The 23,838-nt window shown below is 68.6% G+C and carries 24 protein-coding genes and 1 tRNA gene; 22 read left to right on the forward strand and 3 right to left on the reverse strand.

Translation table 11 applies throughout. The annotated features are described in order from the left end of the window. Positions 1-488 precede the first annotated feature (488 nt). From ACFZDI_RS17840 to ACFZDI_RS17860, 5 genes are all read left to right on the forward strand, one after another. The gene (locus tag ACFZDI_RS17840) at positions 489-797 is read left to right on the forward strand and encodes a hypothetical protein (RefSeq protein ID WP_391251545.1); all 309 of its coding nucleotides are present in this window, start codon (positions 489-491) and stop codon (positions 795-797) included. Between the two features lie 490 nt (positions 798-1,287). Next, positions 1,288-1,515 (forward strand): hypothetical protein, encoded by a 228-nt coding sequence (locus ACFZDI_RS17845; protein ID WP_391251547.1) that lies wholly within the window; start codon positions 1,288-1,290, stop codon positions 1,513-1,515. A 934-nt stretch (positions 1,516-2,449) separates the two neighbouring features. Beyond that, a complete protein-coding gene (locus ACFZDI_RS17850) occupies positions 2,450-3,682 on the forward strand; it encodes an LPXTG cell wall anchor domain-containing protein (RefSeq protein ID WP_391251549.1) in 1,233 nt (410 codons plus the stop codon). 573 nt (positions 3,683-4,255) lie between these two features. Further along, a complete protein-coding gene (locus ACFZDI_RS17855) occupies positions 4,256-4,783 on the forward strand; it encodes a tyrosinase family oxidase copper chaperone (protein WP_391251551.1) in 528 nt (175 codons plus the stop codon). After that, entirely contained in the window at positions 4,767-5,633 is an 867-nt protein-coding gene (locus tag ACFZDI_RS17860; protein WP_234847439.1) for a tyrosinase family protein, read from the forward strand. The genes ACFZDI_RS17855 and ACFZDI_RS17860 overlap by 17 nt, the downstream gene beginning before the upstream one ends. A gap of 159 nt (positions 5,634-5,792) precedes the next feature. Here the strand turns inward: ACFZDI_RS17860 and ACFZDI_RS17865 are convergent, their stop codons facing one another. Next, positions 5,793-6,755, reverse strand: a complete 963-nt coding sequence (locus tag ACFZDI_RS17865) for an NAD(P)-dependent oxidoreductase (RefSeq protein ID WP_391251553.1) — start codon at positions 6,753-6,755, stop codon at positions 5,793-5,795. Positions 6,756-7,285: 530 nt separating this feature from the next. Between ACFZDI_RS17865 and ACFZDI_RS17870 the strand changes: the two genes are divergently transcribed. The 3 genes from ACFZDI_RS17870 to ACFZDI_RS17880 all read left to right on the forward strand — a co-directional run bounded on the left by ACFZDI_RS17870 (position 7,286) and on the right by ACFZDI_RS17880 (position 11,471). Continuing rightward, positions 7,286-8,548 carry a hypothetical protein gene (locus ACFZDI_RS17870; protein WP_391251555.1) on the forward strand — a complete coding sequence of 421 codons (1,263 nt, stop codon included), beginning with the start codon at positions 7,286-7,288 and terminating at the stop codon, positions 8,546-8,548. A 406-nt stretch (positions 8,549-8,954) separates the two neighbouring features. Continuing rightward, positions 8,955-9,089 carry a hypothetical protein gene (locus ACFZDI_RS17875; protein ID WP_391251557.1) on the forward strand — a complete coding sequence of 45 codons (135 nt, stop codon included), beginning with the start codon at positions 8,955-8,957 and terminating at the stop codon, positions 9,087-9,089. A 966-nt stretch (positions 9,090-10,055) separates the two neighbouring features. Then, entirely contained in the window at positions 10,056-11,471 is a 1,416-nt protein-coding gene (locus ACFZDI_RS17880) for a hypothetical protein (RefSeq protein ID WP_391251559.1), read from the forward strand. Positions 11,472-11,810: 339 nt separating this feature from the next. Here ACFZDI_RS17880 and ACFZDI_RS17885 read toward each other — a convergent pair whose 3' ends face one another. Next, positions 11,811-12,275, reverse strand: coding sequence for an NUDIX domain-containing protein (locus tag ACFZDI_RS17885; RefSeq protein WP_391251561.1), 465 nt, complete (start codon positions 12,273-12,275; stop codon positions 11,811-11,813). A gap of 18 nt (positions 12,276-12,293) precedes the next feature. Here ACFZDI_RS17885 and ACFZDI_RS17890 point away from each other — a divergent pair, with 18 nt between their 5' ends. The 12 genes from ACFZDI_RS17890 (at position 12,294) to ACFZDI_RS17945 (ending at position 19,640) form a co-directional block, all read left to right on the forward strand. Then, positions 12,294-13,073, forward strand: coding sequence for a GntR family transcriptional regulator (locus ACFZDI_RS17890; protein WP_306928107.1), 780 nt, complete (start codon positions 12,294-12,296; stop codon positions 13,071-13,073). Between the two features lie 139 nt (positions 13,074-13,212). Beyond that, the gene (locus ACFZDI_RS17895; RefSeq protein WP_391251563.1) at positions 13,213-13,566 is read left to right on the forward strand and encodes a hypothetical protein; all 354 of its coding nucleotides are present in this window, start codon (positions 13,213-13,215) and stop codon (positions 13,564-13,566) included. A gap of 2 nt (positions 13,567-13,568) precedes the next feature. Beyond that, positions 13,569-14,924, forward strand: a complete 1,356-nt coding sequence (locus ACFZDI_RS17900; RefSeq protein ID WP_391251565.1) for an FtsK/SpoIIIE domain-containing protein — start codon at positions 13,569-13,571, stop codon at positions 14,922-14,924. An 81-nt stretch (positions 14,925-15,005) separates the two neighbouring features. Continuing rightward, positions 15,006-15,662 carry a DUF2637 domain-containing protein gene (locus ACFZDI_RS17905; RefSeq protein ID WP_391251567.1) on the forward strand — a complete coding sequence of 219 codons (657 nt, stop codon included), beginning with the start codon at positions 15,006-15,008 and terminating at the stop codon, positions 15,660-15,662. Positions 15,663-15,681: 19 nt separating this feature from the next. After that, entirely contained in the window at positions 15,682-15,876 is a 195-nt protein-coding gene (locus ACFZDI_RS17910) for a hypothetical protein (RefSeq protein ID WP_102913612.1), read from the forward strand. 1 nt (position 15,877) lies between these two features. Then, a complete protein-coding gene (locus tag ACFZDI_RS17915) occupies positions 15,878-16,069 on the forward strand; it encodes a mobile element transfer protein (protein WP_391251569.1) in 192 nt (63 codons plus the stop codon). Positions 16,070-16,082: 13 nt separating this feature from the next. Continuing rightward, positions 16,083-16,238: a hypothetical protein gene (locus ACFZDI_RS17920; protein WP_365253092.1), complete on the forward strand. Its 156-nt coding sequence runs from the start codon at positions 16,083-16,085 to the stop codon at positions 16,236-16,238. Positions 16,239-16,261: 23 nt separating this feature from the next. Further along, positions 16,262-16,585 (forward strand): SpdD-like protein, encoded by a 324-nt coding sequence (locus ACFZDI_RS17925; RefSeq protein ID WP_391251571.1) that lies wholly within the window; start codon positions 16,262-16,264, stop codon positions 16,583-16,585. An 89-nt stretch (positions 16,586-16,674) separates the two neighbouring features. Further along, positions 16,675-16,863 (forward strand): hypothetical protein, encoded by a 189-nt coding sequence (locus ACFZDI_RS17930; RefSeq protein ID WP_391251573.1) that lies wholly within the window; start codon positions 16,675-16,677, stop codon positions 16,861-16,863. Next, positions 16,856-18,232 carry a replication initiator protein RepSA gene (gene repSA, locus ACFZDI_RS17935; protein ID WP_391251575.1) on the forward strand — a complete coding sequence of 459 codons (1,377 nt, stop codon included), beginning with the start codon at positions 16,856-16,858 and terminating at the stop codon, positions 18,230-18,232. The genes ACFZDI_RS17930 and repSA overlap by 8 nt, the downstream gene beginning before the upstream one ends. Continuing rightward, the gene (locus ACFZDI_RS17940) at positions 18,229-18,417 is read left to right on the forward strand and encodes a helix-turn-helix domain-containing protein (protein ID WP_391198037.1); all 189 of its coding nucleotides are present in this window, start codon (positions 18,229-18,231) and stop codon (positions 18,415-18,417) included. Before repSA ends, ACFZDI_RS17940 begins: the two co-directional genes overlap by 4 nt. Further along, positions 18,417-19,640, forward strand: a complete 1,224-nt coding sequence (locus tag ACFZDI_RS17945; protein ID WP_391251577.1) for a tyrosine-type recombinase/integrase — start codon at positions 18,417-18,419, stop codon at positions 19,638-19,640. The genes ACFZDI_RS17940 and ACFZDI_RS17945 overlap by 1 nt, the downstream gene beginning before the upstream one ends. An 87-nt stretch (positions 19,641-19,727) precedes the next feature. Here ACFZDI_RS17945 and ACFZDI_RS17950 read toward each other — a convergent pair. Beyond that, positions 19,728-19,803: transfer RNA gene (locus ACFZDI_RS17950), tRNA-Arg, on the reverse strand. A 321-nt stretch (positions 19,804-20,124) separates the two neighbouring features. Between ACFZDI_RS17950 and ACFZDI_RS17955 the strand changes: the two genes are divergently transcribed. Together ACFZDI_RS17955 and ACFZDI_RS17960 are read left to right on the forward strand one after the other, a co-directional pair. Continuing rightward, on the forward strand, positions 20,125-21,732 hold the full coding sequence (locus tag ACFZDI_RS17955) for a dynamin family protein (protein ID WP_234847443.1): 1,608 nt from the start codon (positions 20,125-20,127) through the stop codon (positions 21,730-21,732). A 195-nt stretch (positions 21,733-21,927) separates the two neighbouring features. After that, positions 21,928-23,598 (forward strand): GTPase, encoded by a 1,671-nt coding sequence (locus ACFZDI_RS17960; RefSeq protein ID WP_391252262.1) that lies wholly within the window; start codon positions 21,928-21,930, stop codon positions 23,596-23,598. Positions 23,599-23,838: the final 240 nt, after the last annotated feature.

Here is a 23,838-nt window from a genome sequence, read left to right on the forward strand (position 1 = left end):
CGAATCCTGTCGTATACAGTCCGGCGGCAACGACCGACCGGGCGGCCCATCCTCGTCCACGCCCAAGTCGGCGTACCCCGCCCCAGTTTCAGCCGCAGGAGCGCCTCACCGGTGACTGCCGGCGCGGCAGCTCCCCACACCCTCCGAGCGTCACCAGCCTTCACCGGCACAAGATCACGTCGAGACGGTCCTCAAGTCCGATGTACGTCAGGCGTATCGGCAGCACTGTCACCGTGGCGCACGACCGGCCGCGCGATCGGTCGAGGGATGAGGGCGTGGTCCAACTCTGTCGGTTAACCGGTGTGTCATTACTCCGAAGGGCTGAGCGACCCGTCGCGACCTGGGAATTCCGCATTCATATGATCTGCCTCAGAGGGCCATGTGGATGAAGTTCCGGGTATACGCGCATTCCAAGTGGAGCGTGCCCCGGAGTTGAGGCAATACTGGTTTCGTCCTTCCAGCCTGGAAGACACAGAACGGAGATATCAATGCGCACGAACGTGAAGCGCGGGGCCGCGTCGGCTCTCGCTGCCGTTGCCCTTCTCGCGGGTTCCGCCTCGGTTGCCAGCGCCAACGACTACGACGACGAGCCGGGCATCGTCATCGTCAACGAGAACGAGAACACCAACTCGAACAGCAACGACAACGACAACACGGCGACGGCCACCGCCTCGATCGAGCTCCTCGACGAGGCCGACGTCGCTCCCGCTCCCGCTGCCGCCCCCGCGGCCGCTCCGGCTGCGGCGCAGAGCGCCTCGGACCCGAGCCTCCTGGGCTTCCTGCTGGCGGTCCTGTAACACTGGGCTGAGCCCAATGCAGTCGGCTGGTGATCGTTCGAGTCCAGTTCAACGGCCATTCGATTCTCTCGGGGATCGTGGCTCGACCTACAGCGTTCCTCTCTGACTGGCGGATGGGGTCACATCCTCATCCGCCGAAGAAGAGGAGCTCCTCTCGAACGGTGGCAAGCTAAGCGAATGCGCGGCCTCGAGCCGCGCATTTCGTTTACCGTCGCCCCCGAGTGGTTCCAGGGTAATTCGATGTGTCCTCAGAGACCGGTCGCCTGTGGCGGTCGGTCCTCTTGGTTTATTCGTGTGATTCGCCGTTGCGGTGCGGCCGTTTCCGTCGGCCGGCCTGAGTGCTCGAGCACCAACAGCAGCTGCAGCACAGGGCCATATGAGTGAAGTTCGGGGCTCAGAGGCCTTTCAAGTTGTGCGGTCTCCGGTGTCGCGGCAATATCGGTTTCGTTCTTCCAACGGGGAAGAAAAAGGAACGGAGACAATAATGCGCATGACCATGAAGCGCGGAGCTGCGTCGACCCTCGCTGCGGTGGCCCTCCTCGCGGGTTCCGCCTCCGCTGCCAGCGCCGCCTGCGACAACGACGACAACGGCTCCGAAGACTCCATTGTCATCGTTAACGAGAACAACAACACGAACACCAACACCAACACCAACACCAACACCGCTACGGCCACGGTCACGGTGGAGCTCGCGGACCTCATCGACGCGGCTGTCTGAACGGCCTGAGTCCACTGGGGCCGGGGGTTGATCGTTCGAATACCGTTCGGCGGTCAGGGGCCTCATCTCGATTCCTCGGGATGGAGCCCGACCTGAAAGCGTCTCTCCCTGACGGGCGGATGAGGTGAGCATCCTCATTGACGGAGGGAGGGGCGCTTTCCGTTCCATTGCGTCAATCACATGAAGTGCCGGAGGCGACCGTCCTTCCCGATGGCCGCCTTTTAAGGCGGCCGGGGAATCCGTGAACCGCGGGCCGGGCGAGCTTCTGTCATCCGATTAACGCACCCTCGCATCATCTTTCAAATAGGGGCCGTACGGACGAAGTTTGAAGACCGTTGGTCCGTAAGAGTGTCACCCGCTTGATGCACCATTCCTGCGGATGCACCATCGGTTCCGCCCTTCAGTTGAAGGGCGTTGTGAATCGCATATTGAGGGCGTGTGAGTGGTATGATCATCTTGCCGCGATGCCCGGATACACGGAAAGCGTCGTTCCGTACCAAATCCGAGGCGAGGGTCTGGCTGGTCAAGCAGTCATTTTTGGAGAAAACCCCTGACCGCATCTACCGGTGCTCGGGCTGTCGGTACTGGCACTTCACCGCATCCCACCACTGGACCAGCCAGAAAATCAGGCGGAGGAGAAACTACGGGAGGAGAGAAGCCTCCCCGGGCCCCCGCCGCAAGAAGAGAGGGAAACGCTGACGAATTCCGTACGCCGTGGCACATAGCTCGGTGATCCGGAACTCGCCCAGCCGCTCCCTAATCGATTTCTCGGTGCACCTGTACCGGATTCCCGCAGCAGCTGCCGGTCCGTCAGTGGTGAAGAGCCGTTGACGCGTCGGCTGAATGGCTGCGGCACGGGCCTACCCTGACGCTTTCCTCCTCTGGGCCAGGGTCGGCTGTTCCCCTTTCCTCTTTCCTGAGCAGGAAGACGACGATGCGAAAGAAACTGAGCAAGGGGCTGGTTGTGGCTGCGGCCGCGACGAGCTTTCTGCCCCTGTACGGCATTCCGGCGTTGGCGGACTCGCATGGCGAGGCCCTCACCCAAGCCTGCGGCAACTCCTCCGGTGAGGCAGCCGTGAATGGCCCCTCCTCCGGGAACGGCTGCACCAGCGGCACCACCACACAGGGGTCGAACGATGCCCCCGACACCGCTCGCATCGACGGCTTGGACGAGCACAAGAGCCGCGCCGACGCGGCGGTCGAGCACGCCCTGGCCACGCTGAAGGACAAGCAGTCGGCCGCCGCATCCGCTGTCGACGACAGCGATGACACGGACGGCAGCAGCCGCGTCGCTGCCGTGAGCGGGGACGAGGACGGCGCTGAGGCCGAAGGTTCTTACGGCAGTGAAGGGTCGGAGGAGCCGGACGGCTCCGCTGCGACGACGTCCGCGCAGTCTCCCAGCACGCTGCCGGCCGAGGTGAAGCCCTCGGCGTCGTCCCAGGACAGCGACTACGGCGACGACGAGCGTGGCGACGACGAGCGTGGCGACGACGAGGGTGACGACGAGAGCGTCGCCGTCGTGAGTGGGGACGAGGACGGCGCTGAGGCCGAGGGTTCTTACGGCAGTGAGGAGCCGGAGGAGCCGGACGGCCCCGGTGCCACGCAGTCTCCTAGCCCGCTGCCGACGCAGGTGAAGCCCTCGGCGTCCGAGGACAGCGGTTACGGGGACGACGACGGCGGTTACGGCGACGAGGAACCGGGCTACGGCCACGAGAAGCCCAGCTACGGCGACGACGGCTATGGCCACGAGAAGCCCGGCTATGGCCACGAGAAGCCCGGCTACGGCCACGAGAAGCCCGGCTACGGCGACGACGGTTACGGCCACGAGAAGCCCGGCTACGGCCACGAGAAGCCCGGCTACGGCGATGACGGTTACGGCCACGAGAAGCCCGGCTACGGTGACGACGGTTACGGCCACGAGAAGCCTGGCTACGGTGACGACGGCTATGGCCACGAGGAGCCCGGCTACGGCGACGACGACGGGTACGGTGACACGCCGTCCACGCCGGAGCCCTCGACTCCCCCGCACACCAAGCCTCCGACGGACCGCCCCTCCCTCCCCGACACCGGAGGTGGGGAGATGATCGCGGCCTCGGGCGCAGCGGCGGTCCTGCTGGCGGGTGGCGTCATCCTCTACCGGCGAGGACGGGCCTTGTCCCGTCGGTAGCGGTTAATCCCTTCCGGGTGCCGGACGCGTGACGTCCGGCACCCGAGCCGGTTCCGGACCCAACGGCCAACCAGGGGCCGACGGTGGCTTTGAGCCGACTCCTGCTGTCCGGCGGCGAGCGCTCACGCCTCGCCCCGGCCGCCGTTGGACCGCCTGGCGCCGAGCGCAGCCGACCGGATGCCGGTCCTCAACTCGCCTGCTGATGGCCGCAACCGTGCCTTTCCCCTGCGTGCTGATGCGGGATGAGGAACGGATATGACGTGCCCTTCATTCGGGTGACCTTCCGCGTGGGGCGGCGCAATCTTCGGCGAGCACGGTTTCCGCTCGCGCGAGGGCTCGTTGTAAGCGGTGTAGCAATTCCCCCTGGTGGTCCGAGTCACCGCAGGCATGCGGACCGCGGGCGCAGGGCTGAGAGGGAACCCCGGGCCGATCACGTCGCGCAGGCGAGTGGCCCGTCGAGCGTGTGTCATGTGGACCGCCCTATTCAGGGCGAGGAAGAGGCAGGCATTGCGAACCGGCAAACCACTTCGGCCACAACCAGCGCGCCCCGAGGCGCCCGCGACGGTCACCCCTGTGGCATCCGGCTCCGCGCACCCTGCGCCGTCGCCCGCCCACGCGGCCAGGACCACGGTGCGACGCCGGGTGCTGTGGGGGCTGTGCGCATCGGCGTTCTCGGTGGCGCTCGCACCGGTACTGGCGGCGTCCGGGACAACCCCGAGCGAGTCGGGAGCGGACGAGAAGGGGCCGGGACCGGCCGGCGGCGAGGAGCGCTTCGACGAGACGTATCGGGGACGCCGCATCGCAGGCGTCAGACATGACGCCGGGCGGCCCGGGGAGGGCGGGCCGAGCGAGTGGCACGTCACCGTGGACGGGCGGCCGTTGCACTTGATGCGCCGGGCCGACGGCAGCTGGATGAGCATGGTCGACCACTATCAGTCGTACGCGACTCCGCTCGCCGCCGCGCGCGCAGCCGTCGACGAACTCGGCCCCGACGCACGGCTGGTCACGATGGGTGAGCGGCACAGTCGCATGGAGGACAGCCATACGGTGAACCGGAACAAGCACGCCGAGGGGGAGCATCGCCGTGGTGTACACGCGTAAGGACGTCAGCACACTCACCCGGTCCGAACGGCGCCGGTTCGTCAACGCGCTGCTGGAGCTCAAACGGCGCGGTGAGTACGACGACTTCGTGCGTACGCACATCGAGTACTTCACCCCCGACGGGGAGGCCGGCCTGCGCGCCGCCCACATGGCGCCATCCTTCCTGCCCTGGCACCGCAAATTCCTGCTGGACCTGGAGAGCGCGCTGCGGCGCGTGGACGATTCGGTGACCCTGCCGTACTGGGACTGGACGCGCGACCGCAAGCGGACGGCCGTACCGTGGACCGACGACCTGCTCGGCGGCACCGGGCGGCGTTCCGACCGGCAGGTGATGTCCGGCCCCTTCGCCCACCGCAACGGCAAGTGGACGATCAAGGTGGGAGTCACGGACACCGAGTTCCTCACGCGTGAGCTGGGCCGTCCCCGGGATCCGATCGCGCTGCCGACGGCCAAGGACCTGGAGGCGGCCCTCAAAGACCCCGTCTACGACACGGCACCGTGGCACTCCGGGTCGGCCAAAGGGTTCCGCAACAAGATCGAAGGGTGGGGGCCCGGGCGGGGCTCCGCTTCGTGGCGCACCCACAACCGGGTCCACCGTTGGGTCGGCGGCCACATGATGGGTGGCGCATCGGTCAACGACCCCGTGTTCTGGATGCATCACGCCTTTGTGGACCTTCTCTGGCTCCGCTGGCAGCGGCGGCACCAAGGCGCCCGCTATCTCCCCGCCAAGCCGCTGGCCCGGGGCGACGCTCAACGCGGCCGAGTCGTCGCGCGGAATCAGAAGATGCCGCCGTGGGACGTCACGCCGGCCCAGATGGAGGACCAGAGCCGGATCTACCGGTACGCGTAGTCCGAACGAGCCGGGTACGGTCGCGGCTGCGTACGCGCGGCACGCGAACGGGCACGGCGAGACCTGTGGGCGCTCACCGCGGTGACTTGCGGTCGCAGCCGCCGCCGACACAGGCGCCATGACCACCGTGCAGGACGGTTCCCGGGCGGCACACACACCTCACTGTGCCAGGAGCCGTATCGGCGAACCGGCCAGAAACGCCTGGATGTTCTCGACCGCCTGGCCGTAGTACGTCGCGTAGTTGGCCCGGGAGACGTAGCCGAGGTGCGGGGTGGCGAGGAGGCGAGGGGCCGTGCGCATCGGGTGATCGGCGGGCAGGGGCTCGATGTCGAAGACGTCGACGCCGACGCCGGCGATCCGGCCCTCGTGCAGAGCGGCGAGGAGGGCCTCCTGATCGATGATGGCCGCGCGTGAGGTGTTGACCAAGTACGCGGCCGGTTTCAGGAGGGCGAGTTCGGCGGGGCCGAGCAGGCCGCGGGTGCGGTCGCTCAGCGCGAGGTGGACCGAGACGAAGTCGCTGCTCGCGAGGAGGTCCTCCTTGGAGGGGGCGAGCTCGACGCCGATCTCGTCGGTGCGCTCGCGGGCGAGGTTCTGACTCCAGGCGCTCACGTGCATGCCGAAGGCGAGCCCGACCTGAGCGACCCGGCTGCCGATCTTCCCCAGGCCGAGCAACCCGAGCCGCCGACCGTACAGATCGGCACCGACGGTGCTCTGCCAGGGGCCACCGGAGCGCAGGGCGCTGCTCTCCTCGACGATGCCCCGGGCGAGGCCGAGCAACAGCGCCCAGGTCAGTTCGACGGGCGGCGTGGAGGAACTGGCCGTGCCGCACACCGTGACGCCGTGCGCCTCGGCGACCGCGTAGTCGATGACGGAGTTCCGCATGCCGGAGGCGACGAGCAGTTTCAGCCGGGGCAGCCGGGCGATCAGCGAGCCGGGGAACGGCACGCGCTCGCGCAGGGTCACCACGATGTCGAAGCCGGCCAGGGCCGCGGCCAGGGCGTCCTCGCCCTCGATGTGCCGGTCGAAGACGACGACCTCCACGTCGTCCGCGACGAGTGTCCAGTCGGCGACTTCGACCGCCACCTTCTGAAAGTCGTCCAGTACAGCGCAGCGCAGCCGCATGGCGTGCCCCTTTCACGGCCTGTGAGTCAGTACCCGGAGCGACAAACGGATCGGTCCGTGATCCGGTTCCAGGGGGCCATGATCGCGCCGGAGGCGGTGGTGCCGGAAGCCTCTCGCTGGGGCAGGTCCGCGCGTCGCGCGGGCATCGTTTGTCCGGTACCGGTCGGGTTCTTCGTGGCCTCGGTCGTGGCGATGGCCGCCGACCGTGACGGGGCAGGGGACCTGGCCGGCCCGCCACCGCTCCCACCCGTCTCGAGGCCCACGGTGCTCCTGACGAACTGTTCCAGCGCATACGCCTGCTGGGCGGATCCGCATCGGCCCGGCTACAGGTACTCAGGTAATCAGGGCAGGGGACCTGTGTTGCTCATGTGACGTATGCGCACGCAACGCCGCTGTACCTACCGAGCAGTCGCATGGGACTGCCCCGCTGCCGTGGAGGCCATGGCAGCCCTGGAAGGGATACAAGAGTGGCACCTCAGGCAGCACGTCACCGGCGTTCGGTAAAGCGCCGCCTCATCGGCGCAGGCGCCGTGGCGACCGTGGTCGGAATCGCGCTCACCGCGACGCTCGTAGTGAACGCCGGCGCCGCGTGGACGTCCGCGTGGAATGTCACCGCGTCCGGCTGGTCCGGCCAGGACGACCCCCAGGTCTCCATCGACCGTTCCGGCGATGCACTGCTCGCCTGGGCAGCCATGGACAATGCGAACAGCTCCTACTTCCGTGTACAGACCCGGGTGAAGTACGCAAACGGCACCCTGGGTGCGACCCGCACCCTGTCCCCGGACGGCCGCGCCATCAGCTGGGTGCGGGCCGACTCCGATGACACCGGCGACTCGTCGGTGGTGTGGCAGCAGGACAGCACCGTCGTCGGCCGCCGGGTCGCGTCCTCCGGCAGCCTCGTCGGCTCGCTGCAGATGCTCTCCACTCCCGGGTCGCCCGCAACCACGCCCTCGGTCGCCGTGACGCCCGGCGGCAGCTCGATGGTGGCGTGGACGGAGATCCGCGACGGCAGCTGGTACGCGGTGGCCCGTCGGCTGAAGCTCGACGGCACGCTTGGCGCGGTGCACACACTCGGCTCGGGCTCGGCGGAGCCGCCGGCCATCGGCGTGGACCGCAATGGTCAGTTCGTCGTCGCCTGGGTACGCGGCTCCGAGGTGGTGGCCAAGCGGATGACCGCGACCTCGATCTCCACGGCGAAGGTACTCACCACGCCGATCGCGGCGTACGGCGGCTTCGGCATGGTTCGGGTCGGCGTGGACCGGGACGGCGACGCGGTGATCAGTTACCACTCCGGCGGCGGCGATCGCTCGCAGGTCTGGGCCTCGCGCTGGAGCCACACCGGCACGCTGTCGAACCCGCTGCGTATCTCGACATCCGCGGAGAACGTGGACTTCCACCACACCCTCGGTACGGACCTGGACGGCGACTCGATGATCGTGTGGGTCCGCAACAACGCCGGCAAGCGCGAGCTGTACGGCCGCAAACTCTCCGCCGGCGGCACCCTCGGCGCCATCACGTCGCTGGGCGCCGGCGACCGCCCCGACCTCGCTCTGGACGACGACGGCGACGGCATGCTGGTGTCGCAGACCACCACGGCCATCTCCACGCCGCCGTACAGCGTCACGAAGGCCACCGCCCGGCTGGTCAGCCGCTCCGGCACCTTCGGCAGCGCGAAGACGCTCACGACGGACGGCCGCGTGCCACAGGTCGCAGCGCGTCCGACGGCCGTGTTCACGACCACCTGGCAGCAAGAGTCGTACCCGTACACGATCAAGGCGATCACTGGTCCCTGATCTGTCTTGGTCAGGCCGGTGGCCGCCTGTGGCAGTGATGTCACCGTGGTTCAAATCCCACCGCCTCCGCTCTGAGAGCAGTGACAACGGCCCCTGACCGGGTTAGTAGGTCGGGGGCCGCTCTCGTGTCTCGCTCTCGTGAGTGGCCGTTGTCCTCCGTGGTTTCCCGCTGGACCGGGCACGCGAAGGGCACGGGCTGCAGTCGATCACCGCTTTGGGAGTGAGGTTGGGCGGTAGGCGGCGTGAGCTGCGGCGACCTGTCTTGGGTGAAGTCCCCGCGCGTGCTCGGTTGTTGCCGCTGACTCACCGTGAGTCGCCCCTGGTTATGGCACGAGAGTGGCACGGGACGCCCTGATCTGGTGCCGCATCAGGCGACGCTCGCCCTGTCGATGGTTACTCTCACGACGTGGCCGATGAGAAGGACAGCGGGAGCGGCTCGATCCGACGCCCCTCGTGGGACCACCCGGTAGTGTCCACCGTCGCGCTGGAACTGGTCGGCCTCGCTGTCTCCGGGTTGATCGCTCTGGGCATCCCGCCCTGACACGCATTCTCCGGCAGCACATCGAGGACGAACAGCTCAAGCCGGGTGACCTGCTGTTCCAAGGCGAGTCGGGCCGCATCCTCGCCGGTTCCGTCGGGCGTGGCGCAGCACGCGTAAGGCCGCACTGCCTCCGCACGTCTTCGAGTCGCCTACCGGACAGCGCGTCCTCGGCAACCGGAACACGCGCCTGACGAAGTGGCTGAACGACGGGATCCCACCCGTCCAGGTAGCCGAGTGGGCCGGAAACAGCGCTGCCATGCTCCTGGCGACCTACGCCCGCTGCGTCGAGGGCCAGCTACCTGACCTGAAGTGGCGGCTCGAAGCTGCCGGAGATCCTCCCGAGCGGCCGTCCGCCGACTGACCTCGCGGCCCGCAGGATGCCGACTGGTATGTGCCCTGACCAGCAAAAAGCCCTCCCAGAAGGGAGGGCGGAGACTTGCGCCCCCGGCAGGACTCGAACCTGCGGCCAAGCGCTTAGAAGATGCGGGCATGTTGTGGTAGGCCAGTCAGATCGTCTCGTGTCTCTATCGTGCCGGGTCGCCGAGTGCTGCTGCCGTCCGTCGTCGTTGCCGTCAGCGTTGCCGTCACTGCCGTCAGATGCGACCTAGTGGGGCCTGCCATACCGGTCTACTGATCACCGGTCGCGCTGACCAGCGGGACTGACGAGGCCCACGACTCTGCCTTGGTCGGATGCCGTGGGCTCCTATCAGCGTGGGGCGACGTCGACTGGCCTCGGACGGCCCGAGAGTGGTCGCTCGGCAGGGGACTCCCACCTATGCAGCCGTAACCTCACCCGAGCCTCCAGCGAGCCCAATACCTTCTGCCTGAAGTCGAGATACGGCAGCAGTCGGCTGATCCGCCGCAGCGTCCGCCCGTCGCTGATAGGCGATCAGGTCGGGAGGCTCTGACCTGGGGATCTTACGGCGATTAGCTGACTTGCTGTCATACATCCCTCACAATGAGGCCATGGACGTCAACAACTTGCGCATCCCGGACCGGTTCGAGCGGCTTCGCGACCTTGGAGACGAGGCGCTGACCTCCATCATCATTCCGGTCGAACCCATGCTCGACGAGATCGACGAGCGCTTCATGGACATGCGCGCCGCCGATCGCGGTTCGCTCATGATCCTGCGAGGGACGTCCGGAGCGGGGAAGTCGACTTTTCTTGACACCGTCGGCTTCTTTCGTCAGCGCATCTCGACTCTTCGCATCGCCCGAGATGCGAATGTGGGCCAAGCTCTCCGTGAAGCCGCAACCTCAGAGAACACTGTGATCGTATTTGAGGGGCGAGAGGCCCTGGGCGACGTCTCTGGATCGGAGATCGAGTCCGCTATGCATGAGATCAATCAATTCGTCAGGTCGGAGGCTGGGAAGCGGTCTCTTGTTGTTTGGCCCACTAACCGGGACGATCTAACGGACATGCTCGTTGGGATCGGCGAGAGCCTCGGGCGGGAAGCGCTTTTCGGCGTCTCAAGTCCTGTCACCTCCTTTCAGGGGCCCCCCAAGACGGAGTACTCGAGGATCGCCCAGCAGACCGTATCTGTCTTGAACGAAGGTGCGTCACTTGACGCACTGGGTATCTCTGCGGATCTGGCCGACGATCTCGCCCAGCAGTCTGACACGATTGGTAACTATCTCGCTCGGATCCGATCGGCCGCAGTTCGTGCTGGAGCCCGTGTGGAGAAGCTCCTCACGAAAGAACGCTACCGCCTGTGGACACTAACCGTCTCCGGCAATGACGTGGAAGGCGACGTTGCGGCCTTGACGAGGGGAGGATTCTCCGCTGCCGACGTCGATCGCCTCTTGAGCTCCACCGGTGCAAACGTCGTCAGCGACCTTAAGAGGCACCCGGAGCAAACGGGTATTTTGGGTACGGTTCTAGATGCCCGCATTGTTAACATGGACATGGTCTGCATGCTTGCCGTGACGAGGACCTATGGTAGTTCTGAGCTGCATAAAGTGATGCAGTCTAAAGATATGATCACGGCAAAGGATGGTAGCGCAGCTAGACGGCTTGTTGAGAGTGATTTGGGTATCTTGTTGCAAGATAAGCCGCTGGGCACTAGGAAGCGCGGACCCAAGCCTGGTTCCAATACCAAGGAAGCGTTCGCAAAGCTCTCTGAAATTTCGAGGACTAATGACGGCCTCTTGAATGATGCTCTAGGGCGCGGTTTGGTTGAAACAGGGCTAATTGATAGCTATGAGACTGAAAGGAACCTGGGGACGGATCTCGTCTTCAATAGCGATATTTATTGCCTCAAAGGCGGGGCGCCTATTCGCCTGGAATTGATGTGGCGCGCCAAGACGGGTCGAGCGGCCATCGCGAATTATGTACTCGGAAAAATCAATAATTACGGAAGGGCGATCGGAGTCATTCAATAGCTGCAGTCGGAATGGCAAGGTCGGTGGAGCGGCTTTGGGCTGGAGCTGCTTTGGGGCGAGTGATCATGGCCCCGTAAGCTTCCGGCGAGTCGGGCAGTCTGTGGACCTGCCCGTTAAAGCACGACGTTGGGGCCATGATCTTAGAGGCTCGCCCCAAAGTGGCTGCCTAAAGCCGTGGAGCCGACCGCCCCAGCCACAGAGGGTGTCTCCCATGCATGCCCGCAGCCGCCGAGCGCGCCGCCGGGCGCGGCCAGCCGGGGCGGAGACAGGAGGCAGGCCGCGCCGTAGAGGCGGCGCGCGCCCGCGCCGTGCGCGGGCCTTGATGAAGTAGGGAAAGTTCTATCCCGCTGGGATGAGTTGCTTGCCGTCGTGGCTTCGAACGTGGGGGCCAGCGCCGTCTAGGGCGTCCAAGAGCCTGATCGCATAGACCTCGGACATGCGCTCACTGACCTCGTCGGGCGTGAGCCAGGAAACGGCTGTCGACTCGCTGGACGTGCGCTCGACGCCACCGGAGGGCTTGCAGCGGAAGACCAGGGCAACCACGCCTCGGGTCGTGTTCTTGTAGACGCCGGTGAGTTCGTCCACCTCGACGTGGATGCCTGTCTCCTCCCAGACTTCGCGGGCTACGCCAGCCTCTGGGGTCTCGTCCAATTCGAGCACACCGCCGGGGAGCTCCCACGTTCCGTTGTCCGCTCGGCGGATCGCCAGGAGGCGTCCATCTTCGCGCACCACCACTCCCGCAACGGATACGGAGTGCAGCGGCGGCGAGGTTGCTTCCTGTGATTGACTCATGTACAGGAGCATAGGAGGCGGGAAAGGACTATGGGAACCGCAGTAGAAGGAGGCAGGTCCGGGCCTCGATACGTGCAGATCGCAGACGAGATCGTGCAGCAGATCCGGGCGGGCGTGCTCAAGCCGGGCGACATGGTGCCGAGTGAGTCGGAACTGGTGGAGCGCTACGGCGTCTCCGGCGGCACGATCCGCAAGGCCATGGTCGAGGTGCGGGCCAGCGGGCTCGTCGAGACCCGGCACGGCAAGGGCTCGATCGTGAAAGACCGGCCGCCGGTACGGCACCGCTCCTCGGACCGCTTCCGGCGCTCGCTCCGCCAGGGCGGCAAGGCCGCGTACCTCGCGGAGTCCGCACAGTCCGGCGCCACCGCCAAGGTGAGCGTCCTCTACATCGGACCCATGGAGGCCCCCGCGGACGCCGCCCAGCGGCTGGGCGTCCCCGCCGGCACTCAAGTGCTCGCCCGCCGACGCCTCTACTTCCGCAACGGCACTCCGGTCGAGACCGCTTCCTCGTACCTCCCGTGGGACGTCGTCAAGGAGATCCCAGAGCTGTTCGCCGAGAACCCGGGCGGTGGCGGCATCTACGCCCGACTCGAGGATCACGGGCACGAGTTCGCCGAGTTCGTCGAGACGCTGCAAGCCCGGCCAGCTTCAAAGGCGGAAGCTTCCGAACTCGCCCTCAGCCCGGGTGCACCCGTAGTTCACCTGATCCGCGAGGCCCGTACCACCGCAGGGCTCGTCGTCGAGGTCTGCGACACCCTCATGGCCGCTGACCAGTTCGTTTTCGAGTACCGGATCCCCGCCGCCGACTGACGCCCGCTCAACTCACCGCAGCCCGTCGCGAGTTCTCTCTCGCGGCGGGTTGACTCATGTATAGGAGTCATGCACTCTTCTCTATGTCACTCATGTACATGAGTGACGAAGTCCAGCATCTGTAGAGGAGTGTTCTGCTGTGCGTCAGATCCCCGTTGAGACCTCCGGCGCGACCGTGATGGTCGCGAAGGCCCCGCAGCCCAAGGTCAAGGATCGCCGTACCGGCGAGATCGCCATCGACGCCGACGGCGTCAAGCTGATGACCGTGGACGTGATGTTCGCGGCCAACGACGAAGTCGAGATTCTGTCCATCACCGTCCCGGAGCCCGGTATCTCCAGCGACCTGGCCATGGGCACCCCGGTCGCCCTCACCGGTCTGATTGCCCGGCCGTGGGAGAACGAGTTCAACGGCCAGAAGCGGCACGGCATCGCGTTCCGCGCGGTCGCGGTCACCTCGCTGGCCGCTACCGGCTCGGCGTCTGAGGCGGCCTGATCATGACCTGGTTCATGGTCGCTGTGGTTGTGGTCGTCGCCGCTGCGGGTCTCCTGCGGTGGCGGCGCCCCGCCTGGTACTGGCTGACCTTCGGGGTCATCGTCGCCACGGCGCGGGTCCTGGTCCGCTACGCCTCGGTCATGGACGCCTGCGGCCTGGCGGTCCCGCCCTCGCGCTGGCGCCTGGCCCTGGCCCGGGTAGCCAACCGGCCCGTTCCTGAGTCCCGGGTACCGCGCATCCTGCGCTTACGACCGACCAGGACCGGCCTGGTCCTGCGGCTCAAGCTCCGCCCCGGTCAGGATGCCTTCGACGTGTCGGCGGCCACGGACCGGCTGCGCCACTCTTTCGGCATGTACGGCGTGACCTCCCGTGAGGTCCGCTCGGGTGTGGTCGAGGTGCGGATGACCGGCTACGACGTGCTCAAGCAGGTCCAGATGCCCGCCAAGACCGACACGCGTCCGATGCGGGTTCCTGTCGCGCTGCGGGAGGACGGCTCGGTGCATTACCGCGACTACCGCGCCGTTCCCCACGGCCTGACCTTGGGGGCTACGGAGTCCGGCAAGTCCGTCTACCAGCGCAACCTGGTCGCCGGGCTGGCCCCGATGGACGTCGCCCTGGTCGGTATCGACTGCAAGCAAGGCGTTGAGCTGTTCCCGCTGGCCCGCCGGTTCTCCGCCTTGGCCGACAACCCCGACACCGCCCTGGAGCTGTTGGAGGCGCTGGTGTCGCACATGGAGGAGGTCTATCAACTGATCCGGGCTGAGCAGCGGATCAGTGTCGCGGTGCCGGATGCGGAGATCGCCGCCGACATCTGGGACCTGCGCGAGGACCTGCGGCCGGTGCCGGTCGTGGTCTTGGTCGATGAGGTTGCCGAACTCGCCCTGTTCGCCAGCAAGGAGGAGGAGAAGCGCCGGGACCGGATCATCACCGCCCTCGTGCGGCTCGCCCAGCTCGGCCGTGCCGCTGGCATCTACCTGGAGATCTGCGGGCAGCGCTTCGGTTCCGAACTCGGCAAGGGCATCACCATGCTTCGCGCCCAGCTCACCGGCCGCACCGCCCACCGCGTCAACGACGAAACGAGCGCGAACATGGCCTTCGGTGACATCTCCCCGGACGCCGTCCTGGCCGCCATCCAGATCCCCGCCGAGACACGCGGCATCGCGATCGCCGGGGACTCCACCGGTGGCTGGCACCGCATCCGCGCCCCGCACACCTCGCTGCGCCAGGCCGTGAACATCTGCAACAAGTACGCCGACCGCACCCCCGACGTGCCCGCCCTGGCGGCCTACCGGCCCGTGTCTGGCTCGCTGCCCTCGGCCCGGGTGCCGCTGTCCAAGACAGCCCCCGCCACCGCCTGACCTTCCCGCCTGCCCGGTTGGCGCGACCGCTTCGCGCCAGGTCCCTACCCCTCCCATGCCTAACGACAGGAAGGAACCGTGATGACTCGCCCCGCTCTCCGCTTCGACGCCGTCATGGTCCAGGCCGTCATCGCCGGGGCGCTGTCCTTCGCCCACCTCCACGACCTGGCCGCCGCTGCCGGACAGGACGGCTGGAAAGCCTGGGCCTACCCGATCAGCGTGGACCTGCTCCTGGTCGCCTCCTGGCGGCGGCTGCGCTCGGACGGCCCGTCCCGGCTGGCCTGGTGCTGGTTCGTCATCGCTTTGGTCGCCTCCCTAGGCGCCAACGTCGCTACCGCCGGACTCCTCGACCTCGACCACGTCCCGGCGTGGCTGCGGATCCTCGTCGCCGCCTGGCCCGCCCTGGCCTTCATGGGCGGCACGCTCCTCGCCCACTCCGCCACAGAGCAGGTGCCGGATCCGCCGGCACCCACGGGCCCGGTCACCGAGCCGGACCCTGAGCCGGTTGCCGAGACCGAACCAGAGCCTGAGCCGATTCCGGCTGTCGACGACACTCCGGCTCTTCCGGCTGCCGCTGCTCCGGCTGTGCCGGTCCCGGCCGCGCTGGTCGACCACGCCCGCAAGGTTGCCGACGACCACCACGCCCGCACCGGTACGCCGATCGACCCAGACACCCTGCGCGCCCGTCTCGGCGTCCCGCCCCAGCTGGCCGACGCCATCGCCGCCCAACTCGCCTGACAACGACGGGAGACACGCCATGACCAGTGACCCGGCCGACCTGACCGCCGCCGACCACCTCGACGCCGCCCGCGAGATGGCCGCCGCAAACCGGCCCCTCCTCGCGCACCTGCTCGCCGAGGAAGCCGCCCGCCGCACCGCCGACCCGGCCATCGCCGCCGGTATCCGCGCCGCATTCCCTGACCCGGCCCTGACCCGAGAGGAGACCGACTGACATGCCCGCTCGTGACCACTTCCACTCCGTGATGCGGATCGGCCCGGTGCAGATCGGCACCCACCGCGACCGCAACGGCCGCACCAAGTACGCCGCCGTGTGCACCTCCGACCGGTGCGGCTGGTCCTCCGACTACGGAAGCCAGTCCGCCGCCCAGCTCGCCGCCCGCACCCACCGCTGCCGCGTCCGCTAGGAGGCCCTCCGCCATGGAAGTACCGCTCTGGCTCGCCCTGCTCGCCGTCGGCTACCTCGGCGTCAAGCTCATCCGCCCGCCCGCCTGGCTCATCGCAGTACTCCTGCTCGGCGGCTTCCTCCTCGCCGACAGCGTTCTCGCCCCCGCCATCGACACCTTCATCAAGTAACCACCCCCGGAAGGGAGTTCACGATGTTCCGTCCAAAGATCCCGACCATGCCCACCCCGACCGGCCATGTCACGCCGCCTGCCGTGGTCGAGCCGACCACCGTTGTTCCGGCCGCTCAGGTCTCGCAGCCCGCCCCGGTGGCCTCGGCCCCCGCGCCCGCACGGCCGACGGTGCAGCTCACCCCTGGAACTGCGCTCGCCTTTGTCGGCGGCGGCACCGCCGTGGTCCTGGTCGTGGGCGCCGTGCTGGTCTCCATGCTCCTGGCGGTCGCCATCACCGGCGTCTCGGTCGCCGTCTGCGCCGTCGTCCTGCGCTCGCTGCTCGCCTCGGAGACGAAGCGGCGCTGACCGGCCCCCGGAGCGGCATCAACCGCCAAGTCTCGTCCGCTCCGGGCGCCGTCCCTGTCCGATCCACTGAACCGGAAGGAACACCCAGCATGACGCACCCCACCGCCACACTGACCCCCCGCATCTGCCCCAATTGCGACGGCTTCGCCACCGCCGCCATCACTACCGGCAGCCGCGACCGGCACGGCCACCTGCCCACGCTCACCGCGAACTGCCCGGCCTGCCAGGGCCAGGGCACCGTTCCCGCCCGCCGCGTCCGGGAGGCTGCGCGTGCCTGACCTGCTCGACCCGACCACCCTCGGCGACCTGCTGAGGGTGGCTTCGGCCTCTGACTACGACCGCTGGCACGAGCAGATCCGCCGCACCGGCGGCTGCGCCGACCCCATCCACCTGACCGGCTGGACCCTCACCAAGGACAAGACCACCGGCGAGACCCTGCACCACTACACCACCGCCAACGAGCCGGGCGGCCGTCTCCGGGTCGCCTGCGGCAACCGCCGCGCCTCCCGCTGCCCCTCCTGCGCCTGGACCTACGCCGGAGACACCTACCACCTCATCCGTGCGGGCCTGGTTGGCGACGACCGCCGCGACATCTCCGCCACCGTCCGCGACCACCCTCGCGTCTTCGCCACCCTCACCGCCCCCTCTTTCGGCCCGGTCCACAACCGGCCCGACCACGGCGTCTGCCGCTGCGGCACCCGCCATCCTGCCGACGACCCCGCCCTCGGTACCGCCCTCGACCCGAGCACCTACGACTACGCGGGCGCTGTGCTGTTCAACAACCACGCCGGGCAGCTCTGGCAGCGCTTCACCACCCGCCTCCGCCGCGAGATAGCCGCCCGCGTCGGCATAGCCCGCCGCGAACTCGCTCACCACGCGCGCGTCTCGTACGGCAAGGTCGCCGAGTTCCAAAAGCGCGGGGCACTGCACTTCCATGCCGTCATCCGCATCGACGGCCCCGACGGGCCAGAGACCACCCCGCCGTCTTGGGCGACGGTCGATCTCCTCGCCGACGCGATCCGTGCGGCTGCCGCGCACTCCTACACCTCGGTCTCCGTCCCGGCCGCCGAGGACCAGCCCGCCCGGACCTTCTGCTGGGGTCGACAGCTCGACGTGAGGCCCGTGAAGGCCTTCGGCGACGGCTCCGACATCACCGAACAGGCCGTCGCCTCCTACGTCGCCAAGTACGCCACCAAGGCCGCCGAGAACACCGGCACCCTCGACCGGCGCATCGGCGAACTCTCCGAACTCGACCGGCACGGCGTCCCGGACCACACCCGCCGCCTCATCGAGGCCTGCAAGCAGCTCGACCCGCTCTACCCCGACCGGCGCCTGTGGGCCTGGGCTCACATGCTCGGCTTCCGCGGCCACTTCTCCTCCAAGTCCCGCCGCTACTCCACCACCCTGGGCGCCCTCCGCCAGGCACGCGCCGACTACCGCGCCGCCCAGGAACACGCCGCCCTCGGCCTGGACGACCGCGAGCCGGACACCGTCCTGGTCCTGGCCGACTGGCAGTACGCCGGACACGGCCACACCCCCGGAGAATCCGCCCTCGCCGCCACCATCGCCCGCGACCTCCAACTCAACCGCGAAACCGCCCGCGAAGCCCTACGCGATCAACTCGCCCTGGAAGGAGCCGCAGCATGACCACCGCCACTCCCGAGCTGCTGACCGTGCCCGAAGTCATGGCGCGGCTCCGGCTCGGCCGTTCCACCGTCTACGACCTGATCCGCTCCCGCCGCCTGGTCTCCATCACGGTCGGCCGTTGCCGCCGCATTCCCGCCGATGCCCTGAGTGACTTCATAACCCGCGAACTCGAGGAGGCTGCCTGATGGCCAAGCGCAATCCCAACGGCGAAGGCACCATCTACCGCCGCAAGGACGGCCGGTACGAGGGAGCGGGCTATGTCCTGATGCCGGACGGCACGTACAAGCGCCGACGGGTCTACGGCCACACCTGGGAGGAGGCTCGGAAGAAGCTCACCGAGCTGCTCTCCAAGAGCGACCAGGGCATTCCTGCGGCCGACACGACCGAGAGTCTCGGTACCTATCTCCCGTACTGGCTTGAGCACGTCGTGAGCCACAAGGTGCGGCCTTCGACGGTCTACAGCTACAGCAAGTGCGTGAACGCGTACATCGTGCCCCGACTTGGAAAGAAGAAGCTCGCCCGGCTCTCAGCCAAAGACGTACGCCTCTTCCTCGACTGGGCTCGTCAGGCCTGCCAGTGCTGCGCTCAGGGACGTGATGCCGCCCGTCCGACCGGTGCCCGTCGCTGCTGTGCTGCCACTCCTAAGCGGTGCTGCGAGCGTCGGCTGTCGCCTCGCATGGTCCAGTACCTGCATGCGGTGCTGCGGAACGCCCTCCAGCACGCGGTCCGTGAGGAGCTGGTGCAGCGCAACGTCGCCAAACTCGTGCAGGTCCAGACTCCTCGGTACCGGGTTGGTCGCGGCCTGTCCGTCGCGGAGGGGAAGAAGCTCCTGGACGACGTGCGTGACGACCGGTTGAGTGCGGCCTACGTGCTCGCGCTGTACCTGGGGCTTCGGCGCGGCGAACTGCTCGGGCTCCACTGGTCGGACGTTGACCTGGATGGGGGATCGCTGGAGATCCGTACGGCCCTGCAGCGAGTCAACGGAGAGCTGACGCTCACCGCGCCCAAGACGCGTCGCTCGGAGCGTCCCGTGCCGCTCCCGGCCGTGTGTGTCGACGCGCTCCGCCGGCACCTTGAGCGCCAGGCGGAAGAGCGTGAAGCCGCGGGGGAGCAGTGGCGGGAAACCGGTCTGGTCTTCACCACCCGGCGGGGGACTCCGATCGAGCCCCGGAACCTGAACCGGCACTTCTACCCGATTCGCGAGCGGCTCGGCCTGGACGTCCGCTTCCATGACCTGCGCCACACCTGTGTGACCCTGCTGCTGGGCCTCGGGATCCCGCCGCACATCGTCCGGGACATCGTCGGGCATAGCGCCCTGGACGTGACGATGAACATCTACGCGCACGCCGAGATGTCGGAGAAGCGGGCCGCTCTGGACAAGCTGGGAGACCTGCTGTCCGACGAGTGACGGGGCCGTTGCCGTCAGCGTTGCCGTCAGAGACACGAAACGCCCTGGAGGGGAGATCCCCTCTGGGGCGTTTTTGCTGGTAGGAGGTGGCGCCCCCGGCAGGACTCGAACCTGCGGCCAAGCGCTTAGAAGGCGCCTGCTCTATCCACTGAGCTACGGGGGCCGGGTGTGGTGGCCTCTGTCGTGGTGCCCTGGTGTGGGCCGATCCGTGACGTTGCCGGGGACAAGGATAGGGCTCCCGCGTCCTTGTCCCTGTTGCTTCGCCTCCGTGGCTCGATGTGGAGGTTCGGTGAAGCGGTCCTGATAATCGCAGGCAGGTACGAATCGTGCATCGCTTTTGGCGTCAGAGGCATCGGGTGTTGTGCACTCGTTATGCCTGGAGTGGACCTGTGTCCCACTCGTCCCTTCCATCCCTTGTGTTCCGTCGGCGCGCAGACATACTCATATGCTTCAGAATTCCCCTAAAATTGGGCATTCTTCACATGTGGTGACCTTGGACGTACGGCCTCAGCTGCTCGACGCACTCTCCGCCCTGCGCGACCGTGTCGCCGCCGCACGCTTCCCGCTGCCCCTGGCGGGGGCCCCACGCGCGCGTGCCAACCGCGACGAACTCCTCGCGCAGCTCGACGACTACTTGGTGCCCCGCTTGCGGGAGCCCGAAGCGCCGCTTCTGGCCGTCGTGGGCGGGTCCACCGGAGCCGGGAAGTCGACGCTCGTGAACTCCCTCGTGGGACGGCGGGTCAGCGAGGCGGGCGTGCTGCGGCCGACGACACGCACCCCCGTGCTGGTCTGCCATCCGGAGGACCACCACTGGTTCAGCGGTATGAGGGTGCTGCCCGATCTCACGCGCGTGTGGGTGCCCCAGCAGGACTCCACCGACGACCTGTTGCTCCCCGGCGAGAACCCCGCTCGCGTGCTGCGCGTCGAGACCGCCGAGACACTGCCGCCCGGCCTCGCCCTGCTCGACGCGCCCGACATCGACTCACTGGTCTCCGACAACCGGGTCCTGGCCGCCGAACTCATCTGCGCCGCCGACATCTGGGTCATGGTCACCACCGCCGCCCGCTATGCCGATGCGGTCCCCTGGCACATGCTGCGCACCGCCAAGGAGTACGACGTCACCCTGGTGACCGTGCTCGACCGCGTGCCCCATCAGGTGGTGCACGAGGTGTCGCGCCAGTACGGTGCCCTGCTCACCAAGGCCGGGCTCGGCGAGGTGCCCCGTTTCACCGTGCCCGAACTGCCCGAGTCCGCCTGGGGTGGCGGGCTTCTGCCGGCCTCCGCCGTCGCCCAGCTGCGCACCTGGCTGATCCATCAGGCCCAGGACCCCGCGGCCCGGCAGCACGTCCTCGCCCGCACGGCCTACGGCGTCCTGGACTCCCTCAAGTCCCGGATGCCCGAACTGGCCGGTGCGGCCGCCGCGCAGTACGCCGCCGCGCTGCGCCTCACCTCCGCCGTCGAAGGGGCGTACGACAGCGAGCAAGCGCGCGTGCGGGGCCGATTGCAGTCCGGGGCGGTCCTCGCCGGGGACGCGCTCAAGCGGTGGCGCGCCTTCCCGCTGGACTGCACCGCCGGTGAACTCCTCGACGCCCTGGTGGAGAGCCTGAGCGCGCTGCTGGTGTGCGCCGTCACGGCAGCCGACGAGCGCGTCGACGACGCCTGGCGGCGCGAACCGGCGTCCGCCGCCCCGGAGCTCGCCGCACGCGACTCCGGGGCGGACAGCGCCGAGCAACGCATCGGCCTGGCCGTACGACGATGGCGGCGGGAGCTGGAGGAGCGCGCCGAGGACGAGGTGCGGGAGCTCGACCGCAACCTCGCGCCCGACCCCGAACTGGTCGCCGCCCTGGTCGCCACCGCCCTGCTGGGCGGCCGCCGGGGCCGGATGGCCGGGGAGGGGCTCGCCGAACGGATCGGCGCCCATGGCGCGCTGCGGCTGCGCGACCGGGCCGGGCGGCTGCTCACCGAACACGTGGACCGCGTCCTGCACGCCGAGCGCGAGCGCCGCCTCGCCCCGCTCGACGCGCTGGCCGTCCAGCCCGAGCCACAGGCCGAACTCATCGCCGCGCTGTCCGTACTGCAGAAGGAGAGGTGACCGGTGTCCGCCGTCACTGATCAGGACCCCACCGAGCACTCCGACCAGCCGGACGACGACGCCCACGAGGCGGGCAGCCCGGCCGGCCGGGGCACGCCGGACGGGGAGCGTGCGAGGCGTACCCACTCCTCGACGGCATGTACCGACCCCGCGACCGCCCATACCGGTTCCGCGGAGGCCTGGGACGACGGGCTCATCGCGCGCCGGGTCAGCGAGACAGCCGAAGGAAGCCGGTTCCCCCTGACGGACAGCCGCTCCGCCGCCCCGTCGACGGTGACCCCCCTGACGTACGAGGGACAGCTGCGCGACCGGCTCGAGGCGCTGCGCGAACTCGTGGGGCTCTCCCGCACCCGGCTCGACAGCCGGACGCTGTCGGAGGCCGGCCGGGTGCTCGACGAGGCGTCCGCGCGGCGCAGGCTCTCCGGGCAGCACACCGTCGTGGCCATCGCGGGCGCCACCGGAAGCGGCAAGTCACAGCTGTTCAACGCGCTGGCCGGAGTGGCCATCTCGGAGACGGGCGTACGCCGTCCCACCACCGCCGCGCCCATCGCGTGCAGTTGGAGCGACGGGGCGGCCGGCCTCATCGAACGGCTGGGCATCCCGCCCCGGCTCCGCCGTCGGCCGCTGCCGACCGGGGACGGCGAGTCGCCGCTGCGCGGACTCGTCCTGATCGACCTGCCCGACCACGACTCCGCCGCCGTGCAGCACCGCCGGCACGTGGACCGCATCCTGGGACTGGTCGACGCGGTCATCTGGGTGGTCGACCCGGAGAAGTACGCCGACGCCGTCCTCCATGAGCGCTATCTGCGGCCGATGGCGGCCCACGCCGAGGTCATGTTCGTCGTACTCAACCAGATCGACCGGCTGCCCGGGGAAGCCGCCGAGCAGGTCCTCGACGATCTGAGGCGGCTCCTGGACGAGGACGGCATCGCCCTCGGGGAGTACGGCGAACCGGGTGCGACCGTGCTCGCGCTGTCCGCGCTCACCGGGGACGGCATGGGCGAACTGCGGGAGGCCCTCGGCCAGTTCGTCTCCGAGCACGGGGCGCCGAACCGTCGTATCTCGGCCGACGTGGACATGGCCGCGGCCCGCCTGTGGCCCGTCTACGCCACCCAGCGGCGGACCGGGCTCAGCGAACAGGCCCGGGAGGAGTTCTCCGACCGGCTCGCGGACGCGGTGGGCGCCACGGCGGCGGGCGAGGCGGCCGAGCGGGCGTGGCTGCGCAACGCCAACCGCGCTTGCGGCACGCCCTGGCTGCGGTTGTGGCGCTGGTACCAGGACCGGGGCGAGCCCACCACGGGCCGGCTCCCCTCACGCTCACAGGCCGACGAGGAGGCCACCGCCCGTCAGCGGGTCGAGCAGGCGGTGCGGACCGTGGCCGACCGGGCGTCGGCCGGGCTGCCCGCACCCTGGGCGCAGGCGGTGCGCGAGGCCGCCGTCCGCGGCTCGCAGGGGCTGCCCGAGGCGCTGGACGAGCTGACCGTGCGTGCGGGCGTGCCGACGGGGAGGCCGCCGCGGCCCGGGTGGTGGCCGTTGGCCGTGCTGGTCCAGGCGTCCATGACGATCGTGCAGTTCCTGGGCGGGCTGTGGCTGCTGGGCCAGATCATCGGGGTCATGGCGCCCAACCTGGGGGTGCCGGTGCTGCTGATGGTGATCGGCATCGTGGGGGGCCCGCTCATCGAGTGGAGCTGCCGGATGGCGGCCCGCGGCCCGGCCCGGCGCTACGGCCTGGAGGCGGAACGCCGATTGCGGGAGGCGGCGTCCGGCTGCGGCAGGGCCCGGGTACTGGACCCGGTGGCGGCGGAGCTGCTGCGCTACCAGGAGGTCCGGGAACAGTACGGGAGGGTGGTGGGAGCGGGGCGTTGAGGTGCCGGTGGGGCAGTGAAGTGCCGGCCGGGGACTTCCACGGTGGTGAAGCGCCCGGTCAAGGGCCTCTATAAGGGCCTCCACAAGGGCCTCTCCGGCGGTGACTTCGGGGAGCTGTGACGGGCCGCAGCCGCCGGCGTTGCCGATGCTCCGCCGCCTCCACCCGCCGTCGCCCCCGACCGGGCACCGGGTCACTCCCAGGGGTGGCGGCGTTGTCCACAGGCCGGGGGCGGTCCACAG

The organism is Streptomyces sp. NPDC007907 (assembly GCF_042959365.1).
GTDB classification, from domain to species: domain Bacteria; phylum Actinomycetota; class Actinomycetes; order Streptomycetales; family Streptomycetaceae; genus Streptomyces; species Streptomyces indiaensis.